This window comes from Herbaspirillum seropedicae, assembly GCF_001040945.1.
Lineage (GTDB): Bacteria > Pseudomonadota > Gammaproteobacteria > Burkholderiales > Burkholderiaceae_D > Herbaspirillum > Herbaspirillum seropedicae.
In genome coordinates this window covers 17,630-37,561 of sequence record NZ_CP011930.1, presented here as the reverse complement: position 1 = coordinate 37,561, position 19,932 = coordinate 17,630, and the positions used below count along the sequence as shown (strand labels likewise).

General features: G+C 60.8%; 14 protein-coding genes. 3 read left to right on the top strand and 11 right to left on the bottom strand.

The features are described 5' to 3' along the window. Positions 1–8: 8 nt before the first annotated feature. From ACP92_RS00120 to ACP92_RS00100, 5 genes are all read right to left on the bottom strand, one after another. Positions 9–1,613 carry an esterase/lipase family protein gene (locus ACP92_RS00120; RefSeq protein WP_013232109.1) on the bottom strand — a complete coding sequence of 535 codons (1,605 nt, stop codon included), beginning with the start codon at positions 1,611–1,613 and terminating at the stop codon, positions 9–11. Beyond that, positions 1,610–2,671, bottom strand: coding sequence for a T6SS immunity protein Tli4 family protein (locus ACP92_RS00115; RefSeq protein WP_013232108.1), 1,062 nt, complete (start codon positions 2,669–2,671; stop codon positions 1,610–1,612). Before ACP92_RS00115 ends, ACP92_RS00120 begins: the two co-directional genes overlap by 4 nt. Positions 2,672–2,745: 74 nt before the next feature. After that, positions 2,746–3,720: a T6SS immunity protein Tli4 family protein gene (locus ACP92_RS00110; protein ID WP_232284888.1), complete on the bottom strand. Its 975-nt coding sequence runs from the start codon at positions 3,718–3,720 to the stop codon at positions 2,746–2,748. Positions 3,721–3,809: 89 nt separating this feature from the next. Continuing rightward, positions 3,810–5,540 carry an esterase/lipase family protein gene (locus ACP92_RS00105; RefSeq protein ID WP_013232106.1) on the bottom strand — a complete coding sequence of 577 codons (1,731 nt, stop codon included), beginning with the start codon at positions 5,538–5,540 and terminating at the stop codon, positions 3,810–3,812. Between the two features lie 3 nt (positions 5,541–5,543). After that, positions 5,544–8,285: a type VI secretion system Vgr family protein gene (locus ACP92_RS00100; RefSeq protein WP_048348472.1), complete on the bottom strand. Its 2,742-nt coding sequence runs from the start codon at positions 8,283–8,285 to the stop codon at positions 5,544–5,546. A 327-nt stretch (positions 8,286–8,612) separates the two neighbouring features. On the opposite strand from ACP92_RS00100, the gene ACP92_RS00095 reads away from it, so the two are divergent. Next, positions 8,613–10,235 carry an acyl-CoA synthetase gene (locus ACP92_RS00095; RefSeq protein WP_232284953.1) on the top strand — a complete coding sequence of 541 codons (1,623 nt, stop codon included), beginning with the start codon at positions 8,613–8,615 and terminating at the stop codon, positions 10,233–10,235. 19 nt (positions 10,236–10,254) lie between these two features. Here ACP92_RS00095 and ACP92_RS00090 read toward each other — a convergent pair whose 3' ends face one another. Next, positions 10,255–11,532, bottom strand: coding sequence for a DUF445 domain-containing protein (locus ACP92_RS00090; protein ID WP_013232103.1), 1,278 nt, complete (start codon positions 11,530–11,532; stop codon positions 10,255–10,257). Between the two features lie 263 nt (positions 11,533–11,795). Between ACP92_RS00090 and ACP92_RS00085 the strand changes: the two genes are divergently transcribed. Then, positions 11,796–12,065: a helix-turn-helix domain-containing protein gene (locus ACP92_RS00085; protein WP_013232102.1), complete on the top strand. Its 270-nt coding sequence runs from the start codon at positions 11,796–11,798 to the stop codon at positions 12,063–12,065. Between the two features lie 47 nt (positions 12,066–12,112). Here the strand turns inward: ACP92_RS00085 and ACP92_RS00080 are convergent, their stop codons facing one another. Both ACP92_RS00080 and ACP92_RS00075 read right to left on the bottom strand, forming a co-directional pair. After that, the gene (locus tag ACP92_RS00080; protein WP_013232101.1) at positions 12,113–13,516 is read right to left on the bottom strand and encodes a heavy metal sensor histidine kinase; all 1,404 of its coding nucleotides are present in this window, start codon (positions 13,514–13,516) and stop codon (positions 12,113–12,115) included. Further along, positions 13,513–14,220, bottom strand: a complete 708-nt coding sequence (locus ACP92_RS00075) for a heavy metal response regulator transcription factor (RefSeq protein ID WP_013232100.1) — start codon at positions 14,218–14,220, stop codon at positions 13,513–13,515. The genes ACP92_RS00080 and ACP92_RS00075 overlap by 4 nt, the downstream gene beginning before the upstream one ends. 202 nt (positions 14,221–14,422) lie before the next feature. Here ACP92_RS00075 and ACP92_RS00070 point away from each other — a divergent pair, with 202 nt between their 5' ends. After that, entirely contained in the window at positions 14,423–14,713 is a 291-nt protein-coding gene (locus ACP92_RS00070) for a DUF4148 domain-containing protein (protein WP_041309906.1), read from the top strand. A gap of 61 nt (positions 14,714–14,774) precedes the next feature. Here ACP92_RS00070 and ACP92_RS00065 read toward each other — a convergent pair whose 3' ends face one another. The 3 genes from ACP92_RS00065 to ACP92_RS00055 form a co-directional block, all read right to left on the bottom strand. Beyond that, a complete protein-coding gene (locus ACP92_RS00065) occupies positions 14,775–17,111 on the bottom strand; it encodes a putative bifunctional diguanylate cyclase/phosphodiesterase (protein ID WP_048348471.1) in 2,337 nt (778 codons plus the stop codon). A 37-nt stretch (positions 17,112–17,148) separates the two neighbouring features. Then, positions 17,149–18,084 carry a type 2 periplasmic-binding domain-containing protein gene (locus ACP92_RS00060; protein WP_013232098.1) on the bottom strand — a complete coding sequence of 312 codons (936 nt, stop codon included), beginning with the start codon at positions 18,082–18,084 and terminating at the stop codon, positions 17,149–17,151. A 362-nt stretch (positions 18,085–18,446) separates the two neighbouring features. Beyond that, positions 18,447–19,895 (bottom strand): amidase, encoded by a 1,449-nt coding sequence (locus ACP92_RS00055; protein ID WP_013232097.1) that lies wholly within the window; start codon positions 19,893–19,895, stop codon positions 18,447–18,449. Positions 19,896–19,932: the final 37 nt, after the last annotated feature.

The window sequence follows — 19,932 nt, the reverse complement described above, 5'->3', positions numbered from 1 at the left end:
ATGGCCCTTCAGTTTTCCCTCATGCTTGAAATCTGCAGGACATACGGAGTTGGCGCAGCACCGGATTCCGCCGGTACGGTTCCGTCACCGGGCCCGCTCGGATCCTGCAAGACAAAACGGCGTGCAATATCTTTCTTGAACGCTAGGAATATCTCGCCATTCAAGTTATCGTCCCGATGCTTCGCGGTTTTAATATCGTCTGGAAGAGAGACCGGACACTTCCATTGCACTTCGTTCCAAGAAGGACGTTGAGGATCCGCTGCATAATAGGCGTAGGTTCTCGGGTGATATCTTTGGTGAATGAGCTTGTGTAATTCAGAGGCCTTTTGTAAGTTCTGCGCATACCTATCGAAGTCTGGCCTACGAAGATTGCCGTGGAGAGCCCTTTCCGTTCTTGTATTTCTCTCTCTGTCTTCCCGACCCGCTGGATTAACCAAATCTTCACGGATCAACTTCCACCAATCCGCCGTATTGTTGAGATAGATCTTCGCGTAAGGGTCCCCTTCACCCAGGAAGCTCTCCATCTCCTCGGGAAGCCCGCGCTGCCCGATCCCCAGATAACTCACTCGCAACCAATGCCGCTCGCCCTGATTGGTCCAGGTCTTGTATTGCGCCGTGGGCAGTAACTCCAGCGGTCCGGGCGCATTGGCCATCACCGCCGTACACTCCGCACCGTTGCGTCCCAGCACCACCTGTCCGATGCCCTCGAATCCTGCCCGGATGCGCTTGTAAGTCGCCGGTGCGCCAATGGCTGGCATCACGCCATGCACCACTCCCAGGATGCGCTCGGCCATCTCCGGCAACTGTGCGCAAGCCCTTGCCACCAAGCCACCCATGCTGTGCGTGACCACAATCACCTCCTCGCAACTTCTTCCCTTGCTGCGGTAATAGGCTGTGATACGTTCGATCTCGCTGGCCAGCCGCTGTGCCGACACCTTGTTACTCTGCAGCCAGTTGTACCCCACCGCATGGACGGGGTACAGAAATTCGGCGGCGTCCTGCAACTGCCTTTCCTGCAAAGGCTTGAACGGCTTCTGCGCGCCCAGCTTGGCCGCATCCTGGCGCGACATCACCAGGTCTTGCCAATGCGAAGTGAGCTTCTTCCCCTGACTGGCCGGGTCGAAGATCAAGGCCATGCTGCTCTCCAGCAACGACAGAATCGACAAATAGCTGCTGGCATGAAGTTGCCCCCAGCCTCGCCACTTGATGCGCTCCGCATCGGTCTTGCCGGGAGCAAAGCCCAGCAGGGTCTTGCTGATGTCATCTGGAAAAGCGGGCCCGTCATCGTCCACTTCGGTGGTAGCTGGATTGAGCAATCGCTGGCGATCTGCGGCAGTACGACCGATATGCCTGAGGGCCAGCACCAGGGACTCCCATCCGCCGTCGGGTGGGAACCATGCGGCGTCCTTGATACGTCCCTTGACCTTGAGCCGCGTGCCCATGATGCCGGGTACGAATACGATAGGTATCACTACATCTGGCGTAGTCAGGCACAGGGCACGCACCTTCATCGACTTGCCGGTCAGTACTGACTGCATCACATCATTGCCCACCTCGTCCCAGGCTGTCGGAACCAGACGCATCGGGCCGGCGGCAGCTGCTGGACGGGTCATGGCCGAGTCTCCTGGGGATGGGCGACCGGGCGCAGACGGAAACTATCCAGCACCTCGTCCCACAACTTCATGGCTTGTTCATTGGTCAGTCTGGTTTGTTGAGGATTGCCGTTCTTGTCGCGATGGCCGGTCGTCAATTCGATCTTGAGTGCTGGCGCATCAAGCGTGCCCTCGCCCTCGGTCTCCCAGATGAAGCTGTGGCCGCGCAGGCCGCCGCTGTTGGGGGCGGTGACCAGGAATTCCTGGCCCTTGTAGGGACCCACCTGACGGTCTCCCCTCCGTAGCGCGTGTACTGAGGTGGCCATGCGGCCCAGCATTTGCAGCACGCCACCGACGCGGTCCAACAAGGGCTGACTGTGCGCTCGGAGAGAGAGCGGATAGAACCATACCGAAACATAAGCGTCAGGGTGGCCGGCGATGTCGATGCCGGCTTCTTCCATTTCCCATTCGGGATTGGCGATGAAGCCACCCTCAAAACAATAACCGGGCTCAGTGGGAATCTCATGCGTTGATCGTTTGCGCAGGCCAGCGAGTATTGTTTGCATGCGGTCAATGGCGTCTTCCTGATAGCTCTTTGTGCCGGAAGGGGGTTTGCTCATGCCTGCTTTGCTTCTGAAGAGAAACCTGGTGCCATCAATCCAGCGATATCCGTCCACTAATACAATATGCTCGCTAAAGTCGTATTCCCAATGGGCAAATATCCATGAATGCGGATCAGATTTAATTAATAACCGCAATAAGCTAGGCTCGGTTTCATGCTTTGTCGATCTCAGCTTCTTTTCCTTTGTGGCCATTTCCGCCTCGAATTCTTCTAGGCTCATGGCTCGGGGTTTATCCAGCCGCGCGAAGTCGTAGCGATAATTTCCGCCACTGAGCACCGAGCCCGCAGGCATATCAATTAGGAAACGACCCGTACAAAAAGTAGAGACGGCAGGAGCGGATTCGTTTGCCTGAGCTGTGTTTATGATGTGCAATCCTTGTCGAGACGAGATATCTCCGGACAACCACAACAAGATCGGCATGGCCGCAGTGACAATAAGGCGAAGTGGTTTTCCCATGGTCATTTCTCACAGACCGGTGAATTCAGAGGCACCGGTACGCACGCAAATAGGAAGAGTGCAGACTAAACAGGTCATGGCTGATTCTCTTGGGGGGCAACAACAGGACGCAGGCGGAAACTATCGAGCACCTCGTCCCACAACTTCATGGCCTCTTCATTGGTCAGTCTGGTTTGCTGCGGATTGCCGTTCTTGTCACGATGGCCGGTCGTCAATTCGATCTTGAGTGCTGGCGCATCAAGAGTGCCCTCCCCCTCGGTCTCCCAGATGAAGCTGTGGCCGCGCAGGCCGCCGCTGTTGGGGGCAGTGACCAGGAATTCCTGACCCTTGTAGGGACCCACCTGACGGTCTCCCCTCCGCAGCACATGTACTGAGGTGGCCATCCGGCCCAGCGCTTGCAGTACGCCGCCGACGCGGTCCAGCAAGGGGGCACTGTGCGCCCGGCGGGATAGCGGATAGAACCATATGGAAACGAACGCGTCAGGGTGGCCGGCGATGTCGATGTCGATGGCCGCTTCTTCCATCTCCCATTCGGGGTTGGCGATGAAACCACCTTCGAAGCAATAGCCCGGCTCCGAGGGAATTTCATGCGTCGACCTTTTTTTTAGGCTGGAGAGCATCTTGCGCATGCCCTCGATGGCGTAGTCCTGGCGACTCATCGTGCCGGTACGAGGCTTACTCATGCCTGCGTGACTCCTGAACAGGTAACGTGTCCCGTTAATCCAGCGGTATCCATCTACCTGCGCAATTGATGTCACAAAGCTCTCCTCCCAATAGATGAAAATCCATGAGTAGGGATCTGGTTTTACCAACAAGCGCAATAGACTGGGCTCGACCTTATGCTTTGTCGAGCTGAGGGTCTTTTCCTTGGTTGCCATTTCCACCTCGAACTCTTCCAAGGTCATGGCTTTTGGTTTATCCAGCCGCACAAAATCGTAGCGATAATTGCCGCCGCTGAGCACCGAGCCCGCAGGCATATCAATTAGGAAACGACCCGTACAAAAAGTTGACGGGGCCGAACCGGATTCGTGTGCCTGGGATGTGTTCATGATGTGCGATCCTTGTTGAGGTGAGAAATCTCCAGACAAAAAAAGCCAAACTGTAAAGGCCGATATGGCGATGCGGCGAAGCGATTTTTTTATACGCATTTATCTCCTGAGGGTGTTTTAAAATGCGTCGACGAGCTGACGATCCTAATGATGGAATAGAGGGTGACCGCCTGTGCAATTTTGGCGTTGTAGGAAAACTGGTGGTCATAGCTGTCGTGGGACTTCTGCTTGCCCTCATGCTTGAACAGCTGGACAACGTGTGGCTTGGGAGCACCACCCGATTCCGCCGGAACCGTGCCATCTCCAGGGCCAGTGCCATCCTGAAGTGTGAAGAAGCGGCGATGATGCTCGCCAAAGCGCAGCTCCAACATCCCGTTCAGATCATCTTCTGCCAGTTGCGCTTTGGCGGGATCGCCAGGCACCATCGGACCACACTTCCAGTTGATCTCGTTCCAAGCAGGCTGTTGTGGGTCGGCCGCGTAATACGCGTAGGTATTGGGGTGATATTGGTCTTCAATCTGTTGATGAAGTGTCAGCGCCTTGTCCATTCTCTTTGCAAATTGCTCAAAATCAGAGGATTTTGCATCCTCCCGCGCCAGCACCTTGTTTTCACTCCTCGCCCGTTCCTTGTCTTCCTTCCCCGCCGGATCAATCAGCTCCTCCCGCACCAGCTTCCACCAATCCAACGTATTGTTCAGATAGATCTCCGCATACGGGTCCCCCTCGCCCAAAAAGCTGTCCATCTCCTCAGGCATTCCTCGCTGGCCAATAGCCCGATAGCTGGTGCGCAACCAGTGCCGCTCTCCTTGATTGGTCCAGGTCTTGTACTGCGCAGTAGGCAGCAACTCCAAGGGTCCCGGCGCATTGGCCATCACGGCAGTGCAGTCGGCAGCATTGCGGCCGAGGACCACCTGAGCCATCCCTTCAAACCCAGCCCGGATGCGCTTGTAGGTGGCCGGTGCGCCGATGGCGGGCATCACGCCGTGGACTACGCCCAGAATACGTTCAGCCATTCCCGGTAATTGCGCACAAGCACGCGCCACCAGACCGCCCATGCTGTGCGTGACCAGAATCACTTGCTCGCAACTTTTCCCCTTGCTGCGGTAATACGCCGTAATACGCTCGATCTCGCCAGCCAATCGCTGGCCCGATACCTTGTTGCTCTGCAACCAGTTGTAGCCAACGGCATGCACCGGATAGAGCAATTCGGCAGCATCCCGCAAGTGGTCTTCCTCCAACGGAACAAAAGGTTTCTGGGCGCCCAGCTTGGCCGCATCCTGGCGATCCATGACCAGCTCCTTCCATCGGGAAGTAAGCAATGTCCCCTGGCTGGCAGGATCGAAGATCATCGCCATGCTGGTCTCCAGCATCGAAAGAATCCCTAGATAACTATCTGCGTGAAGCTGTCCCCAGCCCCGCCACTTGATGCGCTCGGCATCGGTATTGCCGGGGGCCAGCGAGAGTAGCGTCTTGCTGGTGTCGTCTGGAGAAGCGGGCCCGTCTTCATCGACCTCGGTGGTGTCGGGGTTGAGCAGACGTTGCCGGTCTGCCGGCGTACGGACCAGGTGCTTGAACGCCAGCACGAGGCTCTCCCACGTGGACTCCGGCGGAAACCACGCCGGTCCTTTGTCGCGTCCGGTGACCTTGAGTCGGGTCCCCATGATGCCTGGCACAAACAGGATAGGCACTACCACGTCCGGCGTGGTCAGGCATAGGGCTCTGACCTTCATGTTCTGTCCGGTCAGCACCGACTGCGCCACATCATTGCCGTCGTCATCCCAGGTCGTGCCGACCAGCCGTGTCGGTTCGAATCCGCTCATCTTCTACTCCTTCACAATGCGCAGGCGCGCGATCCGCATGGCCATGTCTTGACTCAATGCCGTGCGACCCTGTTCGTCGGTGACGCCTTCGATGACGCTGCCGTCATCAAGCTCGATGCGATAGCGCTGCCGCACATGGGGCCGGCCACTGCCGCGCCGCGCCAGGATGAAGCGCTCGTCAGTTCGCATCGTGCTGGCTGGCAGCTCCACGCCCGGAGGCTGGCTGTCGGCGCCGCTCACATGATGGAAATTGCCGGAACGGATGACGTGGTCACCGCTGCTTTGCTGGGTGATGACGCCACCTCCCAGATCAATCTGCGCCCCCTGCGCCTGCAGCCGTAGGCGAGGCGCCTGCAGGACGATCTCGTCCGCTGCGGTCAGGACGATGCGGCGAGCCGAAGTCACTTCAACGTCACCGCCATGGGTCTGCAACTGCAGCTTTCCGTTGGCGGCAACCAGCTGGATGCCCAGGCGCTGGGCGAACAGACAGATGCTCTCGGCCACACGTGCCAGCAGCTTCTTGCCGGCGGAGAATTGCGTGTTGCCCACGCTGATGAGATCAATTTCCTTCTGTGCGCCAAGGGCCACCCCTTCGTCGCTGGTGATGGCCACGCCCGCCGGCGCAGTCACGGCGACCATCGGCTTGCCGCCACCATCGCTCTTGGCCTGCGTGTTGCTGCCGGCCTCCCAGGCATCAAGCTGATCGCGCAACCGGCTGAATGTCTGGAGCTGGGTATCGTCCGCATGATGGGTCTGGGCCAGGGTGGCTAGTTGCTGCTGCACGTCCTGGAGCACGTGTAGCAGACCCAGCATCTCCGCACGATCCAGTTGCGTACCGCTGGCCTCCTGGCGCATCACGGCACTGATCAGTACGCCTTGCCCGCCGCGCAGTGCCAGGGCCTGGTCGGTGCGCAGCTCGGCGCCTTCGCCACGCGCATCACTACGACCTCCTGCACGAGGATGGGTAAGCCAACCCAGGTTCAGTTCGCTCTGCCCATGCTGCGAGGCAAGCTGGGCGCTGATCTGCTGCGGCGTGTCGTCCAGGCGTAGTTGGTTGTAGCGTTGGCCTTGGATTTCCTTGCTCTTGATGCCTGCCAGGAAGCGGTTTCCCGGCAGGCTGCCAACCCGGCTGAACGCCGGTGGCAGGGATTGGCCGTTGTACACTCGGCCGACCACGATGGGCTTGTCTGGATCACCGCCCAGGAAATCGACGAGGACTTCATCGCCCACTCGCGGCAGGCTGATCGCGCCCCATTGCCGGCCCGCCCAATGGCTGGCTACGCGCACCCAGGCCGAATCCCGTTCACTGCCGCTGGCGCCTGCACCACCCGCATGCTGGTGGTCCTGCATACGCGTACCGTGAAACCGCAGCTTGATGCGGCCCAACGCATCGCAGTACAGTTCCTCGCCGGCCGGACCGACCACATGGGCGTTCTGTACGCGCACTGCGGGAAGGTCCACGCGTGGATCAAAGGCCGCGACCAGCGGCGTGCCCCGACGCACGCAGGTGAAGCGATTCAGGTAACGCCGACCTTGTGCGAGGCAGCGGCGGCGCAGGGGCGCCAGGTCCTCAAGGGAGCTTTCATGATGCCGCGCAACCAGCCGGACGTGCTCGTCGAGGGAGGCAGGAAAGTTGTTCTCGGCGTACACCTCCAACCGGGTGATGACGAATTCGCGCTCATGCGCAGCCCGTCGGTCCAGTTCGGGATGATCCTTTACGCCGATCCATTCCCCCACCCGTAGCGCACGAATGGTGGAGTCGGCCTGGAACTCTGCAGTCTCCTGCGCCAGCCGCTGCATGCGCGCAGTGGCAATCTGGTGGAAGTCCTCGCGATCATCGGCAATATGCGGCGCTTCGATGAAATAGTCATCCAGCAGCCGAGCGAAGTGGTCGCCCAGCTCGCCCTGCTCGGCTACCGTATTCACCTGGCTGCGCATGGGTCCATCCTGCGCGTGATCCCAGGCATGCCGACTGACACTGCCCGCGCGCAGACGACGGGTACCCAGCCAGCGGACGATACCATCCTCTTCTGCAGGCGCGTGATCCTGCCGGTAGGAAACGGCGCCAGCTGCATTGCGCGGTAATTGCACGGCGTCGTCAAACAGCACCAGGGTATGGCGCGGACTGCCCGCCTGGTGAGGTAAAGGCGGCTCACCGGGGCGGATGAACCAGCTGATGCCACGACGTTTCCATAGGCGCCGCAGGAAGTCGGCATCGGATTCGTTGTGCTGCATGATGAATTCGCGCGCGGGGAAGCGCTCTGCCAGCAGTGACCAGTCCACCTCGAAACTGCTGGCCATCAGGGGACTGCGTTGCCGCCACTCGCTCACCAGCGCCTGCGTCACATCGGCTTCGCTGGCCCGCAGGAAGACGCGAGTGTTGATGCGATGGCCCATCAGGCTCAGGGCATCGCGCAGCACCAGGCGATAGCTGACGAGCTCGTCATCCAGCTGGCCTGCATGGGCCTCAGCGATGAAGCCGCACACCGTGCGCAGCAGGCCCAGATCCGTGACCAGCTGGATTTCCACAGGCAGTGCAACGAAATCCTCGAGAGCCAGATCTTCGCGCGAAGTCAGGCATAGAAGTTCATATTCCATGGCGCCGCACAGCGATTCGCGCCCCGTCACGTGCATGACCAGCAGTGCATCCTGCAGTGCTTGATGAGAGGGCGGCAGACGCAAGCGAATAGCGCGAGCCTTCTGCGTCCAGGTGGAAAGCGCCTCGGAAAGTATCCGGTAGAGCATGGGAAAATCCTTGCAGAAATCCGTCCGCAGCCGTGCGCACGGCAGGTGGCGCAGGAGGGGAACGGCAGGTGGCGAAGGGAGAGTTCATGCTAGCGGAGACCAGAGCACCGCTTGGTGAAGGGGAGCAGATTGGCTGCCGAATTCGTCGGATTTCGACCGCGCATCGTGCAAATGCACTTGGCCGCGTCCATGCCGATCGTCATTGGGGACGCTATGATAGGCGGCATGCCGGATCCCGGTGACTGAGGAGCCCAGCCCCTTTGCAGGCAGCCCCATCGAACATCCCATAGGAGACACGAAGTGCCCCCCAATATCGCACCCCGCTCTGTGATCAGCGCCGCACACTACCGCGCCGGCAACCCTTCACCCTACGAATGGCAGATCCCCACCCACTTCAACATCGCCCAGGCCGCCTGCGACCGCTGGGCCGACGGCAGTGGGCGCACGGCCATCATCTGCGAAGACGCCGACGGTAGCGTCACGAGCTACAGCTACGACCAGCTCAAGATCCTCAGCGACAGATTCGCCAATGCCCTGCGTGCAGCCGGCGTCGGGCGCGGTGACCGCATCGGCATCTACCTGTCGCAACGCATCGAGACGGTCATCACCCATCTCGCCGCCTACAAGCTGGGCGCCATCACGGTGCCGCTGTTCTACCTGTTCGGGCCGGACGCCATCGCTTACCGGCTCGACAACAGCGGCGCGGTCGCGCTGGTGACCGATGCCAGCGGGATGGAAAAGGCCACGTTGGCAGGGGAACTGCCGGCGCTCAGGCTGGTGTTCTGCGTGGAATCGTCAGACCTGGTGCTGCCGCAGACCACCGACTTCTGGGACCGCCTGCACGCCGCCCCTGCCGAGCTGGATCCGGTGCTGACGCTAGCCGATGATCCGGCCATGATCATCTACACCTCCGGCACCACCGGCAAGGCCAAGGGCGCGCTGCATGCGCACCGCGTGCTGCTGGGCCATCTGCCGGGCGTGGAGGTGTCGCACGACAGCTTCCCGCAAGAGGGCGACCGCTTCTGGACACCCGCCGACTGGGCCTGGATCGGCGGCTTGCTCGATGTGCTGCTGCCGTCGCTGTACCACGGAGTGGCCGTGGTGGCGCGGCGTCTGGAAAAATTCGATGCCGCGGAGGTATTCGGACTGCTGGCGCGGCATCAGATCCGCAACGTCTTCTTTCCGCCCACGGCGCTGAAGATGCTGCGCGGCGCCGCGACGGTGCGCGCGCAGGCGGACTTTTCGCTGCGCAGCGTGGCCAGCGGCGGCGAGACGCTGGGTGACGACCTGATCGCCTGGGGGCGGGAAGCGCTGGGTGTCACCATCAACGAGTTCTACGGCCAGACCGAATGCAACCTGGTGGTCTCGTCTTCCTCGCATTGCTATCCATCGGTCTCCGGCAGCATGGGGCGCGCTGTGCCCGGCCATGTAGTGCAGATCGTCGATGAGCAAGGCCAGGTGCTGCCGCACGGCACGGTCGGCAATATCGCCATCCGCGCCCCTGATCCGGTGATGTTCCTGCGCTACTGGCGCAACGAGGAAGCCACGCGCGAGAAATTCGCTGGCGACTTCCTGCTCACGGGCGATCTGGGCAGCATGGATGAACAAGGCTACATCCGCTACCTGGGCCGCAACGACGACGTCATCACCAGCGCCGGCTACCGCATCGGACCCGCCGCCATCGAGGAATGCCTGATGCGCCATCCGGCCGTGCGCATCGCCGCGGTGGTAGGGGTCAAGGACGCCTTGCGGACCGAGGTGGTGAAGGCCTTCGTAGTGCTCAAGGATGGCGTCACGCCCGACGAGGCCTTGAAGGCCGAGTTGCAGCAGCACGTCCGGGCGCAACTGGCGGCGCACGAGTATCCGCGCCTGATCAGCTTCGTGGCGGCCTTGCCCACCACGGCGACCGGCAAGATCATGCGCAAGACGCTCAAGGAGATGGATCAGTAGGCCGTCGGCATCGGCATGTTCAAACGCCGTGCACCAGCCATTGCATCAGCGCTGACAGGCCAAACAGCACGGCGCCGATCAGTGCGCCCACCAGGGTTCCATTGATGCGGATGAACTGCAGGTCGCGGCCGATATTGAGTTCGACCTGGCGCGACAGCTCGACCGTTTCCCATTGGCGGATGGTGTCGCTGATGTGACGCGAGAGCAGCTGCGCCAGCTCGGGACTCAAGCTGGCGATGGCGTGCTCGAGATGGGTGTTGAGCGAGGCCCGCAACGCGGCGTCGTCCTGCAGCGCCTGGCCTATCCATTGGGTGGCGTCCTGGGCGTGGCGGCGCAAGACCGAATCGCTGCGCTCCAGGTCGGCGCGCAGCCATTGGCGCAGACTGTCCCACAGGCCGCCCACGTAGGCATGGACCGCTTCGCCTTCCAGCAACTCGCGCTTGAAGGTGTCGGCACGTTCGCGCAGGGCAGGGTCTTCCTTGAGGCGCACGATGAATCGCGCGACCTGCTCGTCAAAGGCGCGGCGCAGTGAATGCTGGGGGTCCTCAGCGATGCCGCTAAGCAGCTTGTCGAGGATGTCAGCCAGGGTCTGCGCGGATTTCTCGCCTATCCACTGCGAGGGGAGGATCTTCTCGATCTTGGGATATTCCTGGCGCAGCCAATCCACCATGCGCTCGGCGATAAAGATCCGGGTCTGCTCGCGGTTCAGCAGGGCGGCCAGTTCGATGATGGCGCGATCGAGCAACTGTTGGTGCCGGCCGTCCAGGGTCAGGGTGTCGAGCACAGCGGCCAGTGAATGCGACAGGTCCAGCTTGCCTACCGCCGCATGCAAGCCCTGGCGCAGGAAGGACTGGATGCGACGGTCATCGGTGAGCATGAGTACGCCGCCCACCGCCCGCGCCATGTAGCCGCCCAGGCGCGCGGCGTTCTCCGGCAGGGCCATCCAGCGGGCCAGGTGCTGCGCCGGATCATGCCGGCGTATCAGCGCGGCCAGCGACTGCGGGCTGAGGAATTTTTCTTCCACGAAGACGGCCAGGTTGTGGGCGATGCGCTCCTTGTTGCGAGCAATGATGTCGGTATGGCGCGACAGCAAGGGCAGGGGAATGCGACGGAACAAGGCACTCACGGCGAACCAGTCCGCCAGCGCCCCCACCATGGCAGCCTCAGCCATGGCGCGCAGCAGGCCGCTCCACCAGGACGGCGGGGCCAGCGAGGCGATGATGAAGAGGGCGGCTGCCGCGAGCAGACAGATGAATGCGAGCCGCTTGGTCCGGCGAAGTGCGTCTTGCTTGTCCATGAGAATCAGAAAAGGATCGGAAACAAAAATTTCACTCGCTCTACGAGAACCGTCGATTCAATCTCGGTGGAATTCCCCAAATTTATCGAGCACGTACTGAAAATATTTCTATAAATGACTCGCTTAAAGACTGAAGTTATTCTCGATAAATTTCGATTAAATACAGAGAGATTCGCGAGTATAACTATCATGTCACCGATAGTAGGTGCCTTAGTAATTGTAGCTAATCGACCGTCGTTACTAGCCGCCTGATCCTTGCGCTCATGAAAACCACTGAGACTCCACCGAGCGCCCGGCTCATCTTTGGACAAAATGTTCGCAGAGTTCGCCGGCTTAAAGAGATGTCGCAAGAAGAGCTTGCCTTCCGGGCTGACATCAGTCGCACCTACCTGAGCGAAGTTGAACGCGGGGAAAGAAACATCTCCGTGGACAACATGGAAGCTCTGGCAGAGGCACTGGAAATGGAATTGCCCGACCTTCTGCGACACACGCTGCTGGCACTGCCCAAGGAAGAGCACCGGGCGTCCGATTGACATTGCATCATCCGCGGGCAGCGCTGGTGCTGGCCTGACGCTGACCTCTACACCGCACTGCGACCGGGGAATCGCAGGCTGAACACCGTCAGCTGGCCGGGCGAGCTGGTCACCGAAGCTTGCCCACCGTGCAGCATCATGATCGAACGCACGATGGCCAAACCCAGCCCGCTGGAACCGCCCGCACTGCTGCGCGAGGGATCGGCGCGATAGAAGCGGTCGAACAGGCGTTCCAGCTGCTCGGCAGGAATACCCGCGCCGGGATTGGAAACGCTGATCTCCATGCCATCCCCGGCCGCGTCGACCTGCAAGCGGATCACGCCATCAGCGGGGGTGTAGCGGATGGCGTTGGCCACCAGGTTGCCCACCGCGCGGCGCAACAGCGTGGCGTCAGCCTGCAGGCGTCCGGCGCCCTGCACCACCAGGCGCACTTGGGCCTCGTCGGCGATCCCTTCAAAATAATCCGCTATGCGGGTCAATTCCTGGGCCACATCCAGTTCCTGCCATTGCAGCACCACATGGGCGTTCTCGGCGCGCGCCAGGAAGAGCATGCTCTCCATCATCCGCGACAGCCTTTCATACTCTTCGATATTGGAACTGAGCAGGGCCTGATACTCATCGATGCCACGGGGCTTGCCCAGCGCTACCTGGGTCTGCACCATCAGGTTGTTGAGCGGGGTGCGCACGTCATGGGCGAGATCGGCGGAGAACTGGCTCAGTTGCTGGAAGCTGCGATGCAGGCGGTCCAGCATCTCGTTGAAGGATTCGACGATCTCATGCAGCTCACGCGGCGCCGCCTGCAGGTCCAGCCGGGTATCGAGACGGTTGGCGGACACCGCCCGCGTCTGCGCGGCCATGGTCCGTAAGGGCCGCAGGCCGCTGCGCACCAGGAAGTAGCTCATCAGGATGGCCAGAAGCGCGCCCACGCCAGCGGCCCACCAGACATCAGAGCGATATTCAGCCAGCAGCAGCATGCGATCCGAGGCCGTGCGCACGACCAGCACGACGGCTTGCTCGCCCGAGCGCGTCACTGGCTTGCTGGCGACATAGCGGGCGCGCAGATCGCCCAGCTTCCAGGACTGGATGCTATCCCAGGCGCGAATGTCGACCTGCGAGAGATCGATGCCGGGCGGGGTGCGGGTCGGGTCGTGGCTTTCCAGGAGGGTGCTGCCGTCGGCGCGGGCAATGCGCACCAGCAGCTGGTCATGGCCGGTGAGGGTGTCCAGCACCAGGTGGCGCCGCGCCAGGATATCCTCCAGCGACGCCGCATGCTCCACCAGGTGATTGATGGAGCGGCACTTGCCGGCCAACTCCTCGTCATCGCGGCGCTCCAGCTGGACGTGCAGCGAATGCGACAGATAAGTCCCCAGCGCCGCCAGGATCACCATGGCCAGCAAGCCGAACAACGCCACCAGCCGCAGGCTCAGCGAAGCCGGCGCGAAGCGCCTCATGGGCGCTCCTCACGCACCTCACGCACCTCGCGCCCCTCCCGCACCTCGAACACGTAGCCCATGCCCCAGACCGTATGCAGCAGCTTCTTCTCGAAACCCTCATCGAGCTTGGCGCGCAGGCGACGCACGGCGACGTCGACCACGTTGGTGTCGCTGTCGAAGTTCATGTCCCAGACCTGGGAGGCGATCTGCGGACGCGAGAGCACTTCGCCGGGGCGGCGGATCAACATGTGCAGCAGCGCGAATTCCTTGGCGGTGAGGTCGATGCGTTGTCCTGCGCGGGTCACTTTGCGGCGCAGGACATCGAGCACCACATCGTCGTATTCGATCAGATCGACTTCGCGGCTGGGACCACGGCGCAGCAGGGTGCGCACCCGCGCCAGCAGTTCGGTGTAGGCGAAGGGCTTGACCAGGTAATCGTCTGCGCCCAGCTCCAGACCCTTGACGCGGTCTTCCACCTCGTCGCGCGCGGTCAGGAACAGCACGGGCGTGTCATGCGTGCGGCGCAGTTCGCGCAGGATGTCCCAGCCATTCATGCCGGGCAGCATCACATCCAGGATGATGAGCTTGTAGTCCAGCGTGCGCGCATTATGCAGGCCATCGACCCCGGTCTGCACCCAGTCCACCACAAAGCCGGACTCGGTCAAGCCACGGCGCAGGTAGTCGCCAGACTTGGGTTCGTCCTCTACCAACAAGATATGCATGATCGGATTCCTGACGGATAAGCCAGTATTCTGAACCAGCGCCGCGCCGGATTCATTACAAATCTGTAATGACTGGGCAATCTTTCTGTGCGCAGCGGCTCCCTAGAATGGCTTCCAACGATACCCGCCGCAGCGACGGGATCGACAGGACGGCCGCGCAGCGCGGCTGACGTTTTTTGCACATCCCCTCTAGGAGCTTCTCATGAAAACTTCCCACCTCATCCTCGCCGGCCTGGTCTCCGTCTGCTCGATGTCGGCCTTCGCCCAATCCACCGTCAGCACCGACGCCGCCCGCGACAAGGCCAACCTGACCGCCGAGAGCAACTATCCCGTAGTCACCTTCAAGAGCAGCAAGACCCGCGCCGATGTCATGGCCGAACTGCAGGCCGCCCGCGACGGCGTGCCGATGCCGGCCCAGGCCGCCAAGCCCTCGATGGAAGGCAGCACCACCCAGGGCCAGGCCGCTGATGCTTCGCTGTACAACGGCGCATAAGCCCTACATCAGCAACGCATAAGCCGGCCCCGCTCCGATGCGGTGACCCCCGCCACACGGATCAGCGGAAACGGCCCGGCGTATTGAGCAGATCGGCAAACTGCTCGCCCGGTATCGGCTTGCTGTACCAATACCCCTGGTACAGCAGGCAGCCCTGGGCATGCAAGAAATCGCGCTGCTGCTCCGTCTCCACGCCTTCGGCGATGATGGACAGGTTCAGGCTCTGGCCCAGCATGATGATGCTGCGGATGATGCTGGCCATGGCCGCATCGTTCTGCATCTCGCGCACGAAGGTCTGGTCGATCTTGATCTGGTCGATAGGAAAACGTCCGAGATAGGACAGCGACGAATAGCCCGTCCCGAAATCGTCCAGCGAGATCGAGACTTCATTGGACCGCAAGGCCTGCATCTTGGTGATCACATCCTCGATGTGATCCACCATCATGCTCTCGGTCAGCTCCACCTTCACCGAATGACTCGGCACGTGATGCTCGCGCATGATCTCGCGGAAGCGATAGACGAAATTGTCCACCTTGAATTCCTGCGCCGACACATTGATGGCCACCACCAGGTCACGCGCCAATCCTTCGCGCTGCCAGTTCTCCAGATCGGTACAGATGCGATGCAGCACCTGCCGGCCGATCTCATCCATCAAGCCCATGTCCTCGGCCAGCGAGATGAAGGTCGTCGGCGAGACGATGCCGCGGATGGGATGCTGCCAGCGCACCAGCGCCTCCGCCCCGACCACATCGCCCTCGTAGGTGACCTGGGGCTGGTAATACACGATGAACTGGCGCCGCGCCACCGCCTGGCGCAATTCGGCCTCCAGCTGGCTGCGCTGGTTGGCCAGCGCCTGCATGGCCGGGTCAAAGAAACGGAAGACATTGCGACCCGCCGCCCGTGACTGCACCATCGCCAGCTCGGCCTGCATCACCAGTTCCGAAGCCCCGTATTGCTCATCGCGCACGATGTTGATACCCAGGTTGACCGAACAGGGGAAACGCGCCGCGCTCAGGCTCTGCGGATCGGTAAACGCATCGAGGATGCGCTGGGCCAGCGCTTCGCAGTAGCGGATGCATTCAGCCAGTTCATTGCTCCTGATTTCAGTACCCAGCGCGAACTTCTCACCCTCCATCCGCGCCACCGTCTGCTCGGCCGTGATGCAGCTTGAGAAGCGGCGCGCGCATTCGATCAGCAACTGCTCCATCTCATCGGCCTTGACGCTGCCGTAAGAAAGGTCGGCGCGATGGATTTCCATCACGAAGACCGCACCCGCATGGCCTGAAGTGCGCCGCCGGTCCAGGCCACGACGCAGGCGGTCCATGAACAGCTTCTTGTTGGGCAGCTGTGTCACCGGATCATAGAAGGCCAACTGGTCGATACGATTCTCCGCCTCCAGGCGCGCACTCACATCGATCACCACCCAGATCTGCTCCCCCGGACGGGCGGGGTCGATCAGCGAGGTATGCAATTCCGCAGGGAAGCTGGCGCCACTGGCGTTGCGCAGCAGCACGATCTCACCCGCCGCGCCGCTGGAGCGCGCCACGGCCCTGGCCACATACACCGCCTGCTGCACCGATTCCACGAACAGATCTTCGGCCGCCACGCCCACCAGCCTGCGATCATCGCGCGCCAGCTGCGCCTGCGCCGCCTCGTTGCCGAAGACGATCTTGCCCTTGCGCACGAACAGCACGCCGGCGGGAATATTGCCAAGGATCGCCGCCTGTTCATCGAAGAGCGTCTTCAGGCTGGCCTGCATGGCTTCCATATGACGCGCCAGTTGGCCGATCTCATCCTGCTGCGGCAGGTCGATACCCTGCTCGAAGCTGCCGCGCTGGATACGTGCTGTGGCCTGCGTGAGCTTGCCGATGGGCCCCAGGATGCGGCGGTAGACCAGCAGGCCGATGATGAGCAGGGATACGATCGCCTGCGCCAGCAGAACAAGGGCATAGAAACTTTTGTCAGCAGCCAGCTTTTTCTGCAGCTGATGGTCCGACACCACGATGTGCAGGCTGCCCAGGCTCACATCCTGCTGGTTCTGCTGCATCACCAAGGGCGCGGTGCGGTGGATCAGGTGACCAGCGCTACGTTGTGGCTCCGCCCTCCTGGCCAAGGCTTTTTCTTCCGGATCGATGACCTCGATGGAGACCACTTGCCGGTCCAGCATCGCCCCCTTCAGCAGCGCCATGATGTCGGACTGGTCGAGATTCCAGACCGGCAGGACCAGACCGTGACGCAGCATATCGACCTTTTCATCGACCAGCTTGTTGATGTCCGCGCTGATCTGTCTTTCGCGCGTGCCATTGAGGACGGTCAGCGCCACGACCACAGGCAGGCTCAGTGCAAGCAGGGTCGCCATTGCGATGTAGACGGCTAGGCTGTTGAATTTCTGATTCATGGTCGTGCCAGTGCAAGAGGTGGAGCCATCCGGTCTGCTACCTGAACCAATCCAGCTTGTAGGTTTCCAGGGCTTCGCGTTCTATCGGGGTCAATCGTTCATTGGTCAGCGCCAGCACCCGCAGCTTGCCCGACTTCAGGGCCACCCGTGCATTGCGGGTGGAGCGATGGTTCTGGATCAGTTCGGCCAGGGCGCCGTTGCGCTGGATCTTCCTGAGTCCATCGAGCAGTGCATCGCGGATATCGTCGCGGCCTGGCGTGGTGTAGAAGAAGAGATCCGAAGGGTAGTAGAGGATGAGATCGGGGACGACGGCCAGCTGGTGCTGGGGATCATAATTTTCCAGCTCGCCGACGGCCTCGAAGACGGAGCGGTTATAGAAGTCGAAGCGCTGCGCCTTGAGCATCTCGAACAGGTTCATGTAACTGCTTTGCACGACGGTGAGGCCATTGGCTTGCATGATGCTGGTATCGACCCAACCGGATCCGGACCCGATGCGAAACTTGCGCAGGTCGTTGAGTGAACGGAGGGTGGTAGCCGCTTCCAGGCTCTTGCGGTGGGCCAGCAGCACGCGGATGCCGCCGCCGCCCAGGTAGATGGGGAAGGGAATGGTTTCCAGGCCGCGCGTGAGCTCACCGCCCGCGGAAGTGGCCATGAGGTTGCAGTATTGGCCGGCCTGTATCAGTTGGACAAAGCGCCGGTCGGAGGTACTCGCCTCGGTGATCTGGCAGCCCGTGAGAGTGTAGGATTTTCCGCTGGCTCTCATGGCCAGTTCTATCACGGCCTTGCGGTAGTTGATGAGGGGATTGTCGTCATTGAGATCGGCGAGCTTGATCTCGATGGTGGATTCATTTCCTGCAGGCGCAGGTGAAATCGTGGTCGATTGCGCAATGGCAGGGCGGGCGCACACCAATCCCATCGTGACGACGAGAGTGCTTGCGACTACGCTCAGGACGCTCGTCTTGAAGGTGTGCATGGTTGCGATCCGCTCGAATGTTTTTTTTGATGGTATTGAAGGGGTGGGGGAATCGCAAGGAAGTTGTGGTGGGCTTTGGGTGAGCCGTGGCGAGTGGCGGGGTTACTAGTTGGTAGGGTGCAACAATGTTTGGGACGGTGAGGATTGGGGGTGAGGAAGTGCGATTTTGCGGTGGATGGCGGTGGATGGCTGAGGACCTTGAACCGAGATTATTTGCGTAGGCAAGGCTACTTCAGCAGTTTGAAAATTAAGTTATACGGTCATTTCATTTTCACTATCTATTAACTCTCTGCAAATAAAAAGATGTTCCCCGATCTAAAAGAATAGATCCACGACCTCGGTTTGTCAGGTATCCCGACTGGCTATCGACTGAGTGCATCGATGACAGCTAGTGGAGCTTGTGCGCTCCACGGACGCAAGCCTTCCAATGCATACGCCAACTGCAAAACACCTCTGTCATCCCGGGAGGGACCGATGATTTGCATTCCCATAGGTAGACCGTTCGCGCCAAACCCTACCGGTACACTCATCGCCGGCAATCCAGCCAGCGTCGGGCCAATGACTACCTCCATCCAGCGATGGTAGGTGTCCATTTCCCGACCAGCTACGTTTCGCGGCCACTTCGTCGCCACATCGAACGGAAACATCTGTGCGCTGGGCAACAGCAGGTAATCAAATTGTTCGAAGAGCTTGTGAATGGCGCGATACCAATCGCTGCGTGCCATGGATGCGCGGAAAACATCGGCGGCCGTCAAGTACTGGCCTGACTCCACTTCCCATTGCGCCTCTGGCTTGAGCAAGCCACGCCGCGCCGGATCAGCAAAGTAGACGCTCAAATTTCCGCCCACTAGCCATTGCCGGTGAACGAGCCACGTTTCCCAGAGCTTTTCCATCGGATAGTCAGGTCGACATTGCTCTACCGTACAGCCAATGTCCGCAAAGTCCGACAGCGCGGCCTCGCACAGCACCATGACTTCCTCTTCTATCGGCAGGTAGCCATCATAGTTTCCGAGCCATCCAATTCGGGCGCCTTTGAAATCCCGTTTCAATTGCGCTGCGTCGCCAGTGACATCCGTGTCGCTGGAAAGAGGGCACTGGGGATCATATCCTGCCTGGGTCGCGAAAAGTCGGGCGACATCAGCCACGGTTCGCCCCATTGGGCCCTCCGTACTTAATTGCTGCAGAAAGAGTTCCCCGCCGGAACCGTAAGGAACTCTTCCCTGGGTTGGCCTGAAGCCATACACATTATTGAACGCCGCCGGGTTTCTCAAGGACCCCATCATGTCGCTGCCGTCGGCCACCGGCAACATACGCATCGCCAGCGCCGCACCAGCGCCACCGCTACTACCGCCAGCGATGCGAGAGAAGTCATAAGCGTTCCTGGTCACGCCGAACAGCGGGTTGTAGCTGTTTGAGCCAAGTCCGAATTCGGAGACGTTAGTCTTTCCGATGAAAATGGCGCCGGCGTCGCGTACACGGGCCACGCACGTTGCGTCGCTCTGGTCGGGCGCCATGGACGATAGAGGAGAGCCTTTGCTGGTAGGAAGTCCTTTGCACGACGCGAGGTCCTTCGGCGCCTGGGGCATGCCGTGCATCCATCCGAGATACCTGCCCTGCGCAAGTAACTGGTCCGCGCGTTTCGCTTCATCGAGCAGTTCTTCCGGCGGTCGGAGCGAGACGATCGCATTCACATGCGGGTTCATCTTCTCGATATGTTCCAGATACGCTTGCATGACTTCACGGCAAGAGACTTCCTTGCTGCGAATTGCAGCAGACAACGCCAGTGCATCGAGCGTGACCAGTTGGTGCATCTTTTCTGCTCCTTGATTCGCTTGCGAGGGCTTTCCT

Bases quoted from the DNA above. Each gene is read 5' to 3' on its own strand.
- ACP92_RS00115 (WP_013232108.1), bottom strand. From the start codon at position 2,671: ATGGGAAAACCACTTCGCCTTATTGTCACTGCGGCCATGCCGATCTTG.
- ACP92_RS00070 (WP_041309906.1), top strand. From the start codon at position 14,423: ATGAAAACTTCCCACCTCATCCTCGCCGGCCTGGTCTCCGTCTGCTCG.
- ACP92_RS00105 (WP_013232106.1), bottom strand. From the start codon at position 5,540: ATGAGCGGATTCGAACCGACACGGCTGGTCGGCACGACCTGGGATGAC.
- ACP92_RS00060 (WP_013232098.1), bottom strand. From the start codon at position 18,084: ATGCACACCTTCAAGACGAGCGTCCTGAGCGTAGTCGCAAGCACTCTC.
- ACP92_RS00065 (WP_048348471.1), bottom strand. From the start codon at position 17,111: ATGAATCAGAAATTCAACAGCCTAGCCGTCTACATCGCAATGGCGACC.
- ACP92_RS00110 (WP_232284888.1), bottom strand. From the start codon at position 3,720: ATGAACACATCCCAGGCACACGAATCCGGTTCGGCCCCGTCAACTTTT.
- ACP92_RS00080 (WP_013232101.1), bottom strand. From the start codon at position 13,516: ATGAGGCGCTTCGCGCCGGCTTCGCTGAGCCTGCGGCTGGTGGCGTTG.
- ACP92_RS00075 (WP_013232100.1), bottom strand. From the start codon at position 14,220: ATGCATATCTTGTTGGTAGAGGACGAACCCAAGTCTGGCGACTACCTG.
- ACP92_RS00085 (WP_013232102.1), top strand. From the start codon at position 11,796: ATGAAAACCACTGAGACTCCACCGAGCGCCCGGCTCATCTTTGGACAA.
- ACP92_RS00090 (WP_013232103.1), bottom strand. From the start codon at position 11,532: ATGGACAAGCAAGACGCACTTCGCCGGACCAAGCGGCTCGCATTCATC.
- ACP92_RS00055 (WP_013232097.1), bottom strand. From the start codon at position 19,895: ATGCACCAACTGGTCACGCTCGATGCACTGGCGTTGTCTGCTGCAATT.
- ACP92_RS00120 (WP_013232109.1), bottom strand. From the start codon at position 1,613: ATGACCCGTCCAGCAGCTGCCGCCGGCCCGATGCGTCTGGTTCCGACA.
- ACP92_RS00100 (WP_048348472.1), bottom strand. From the start codon at position 8,285: ATGCTCTACCGGATACTTTCCGAGGCGCTTTCCACCTGGACGCAGAAG.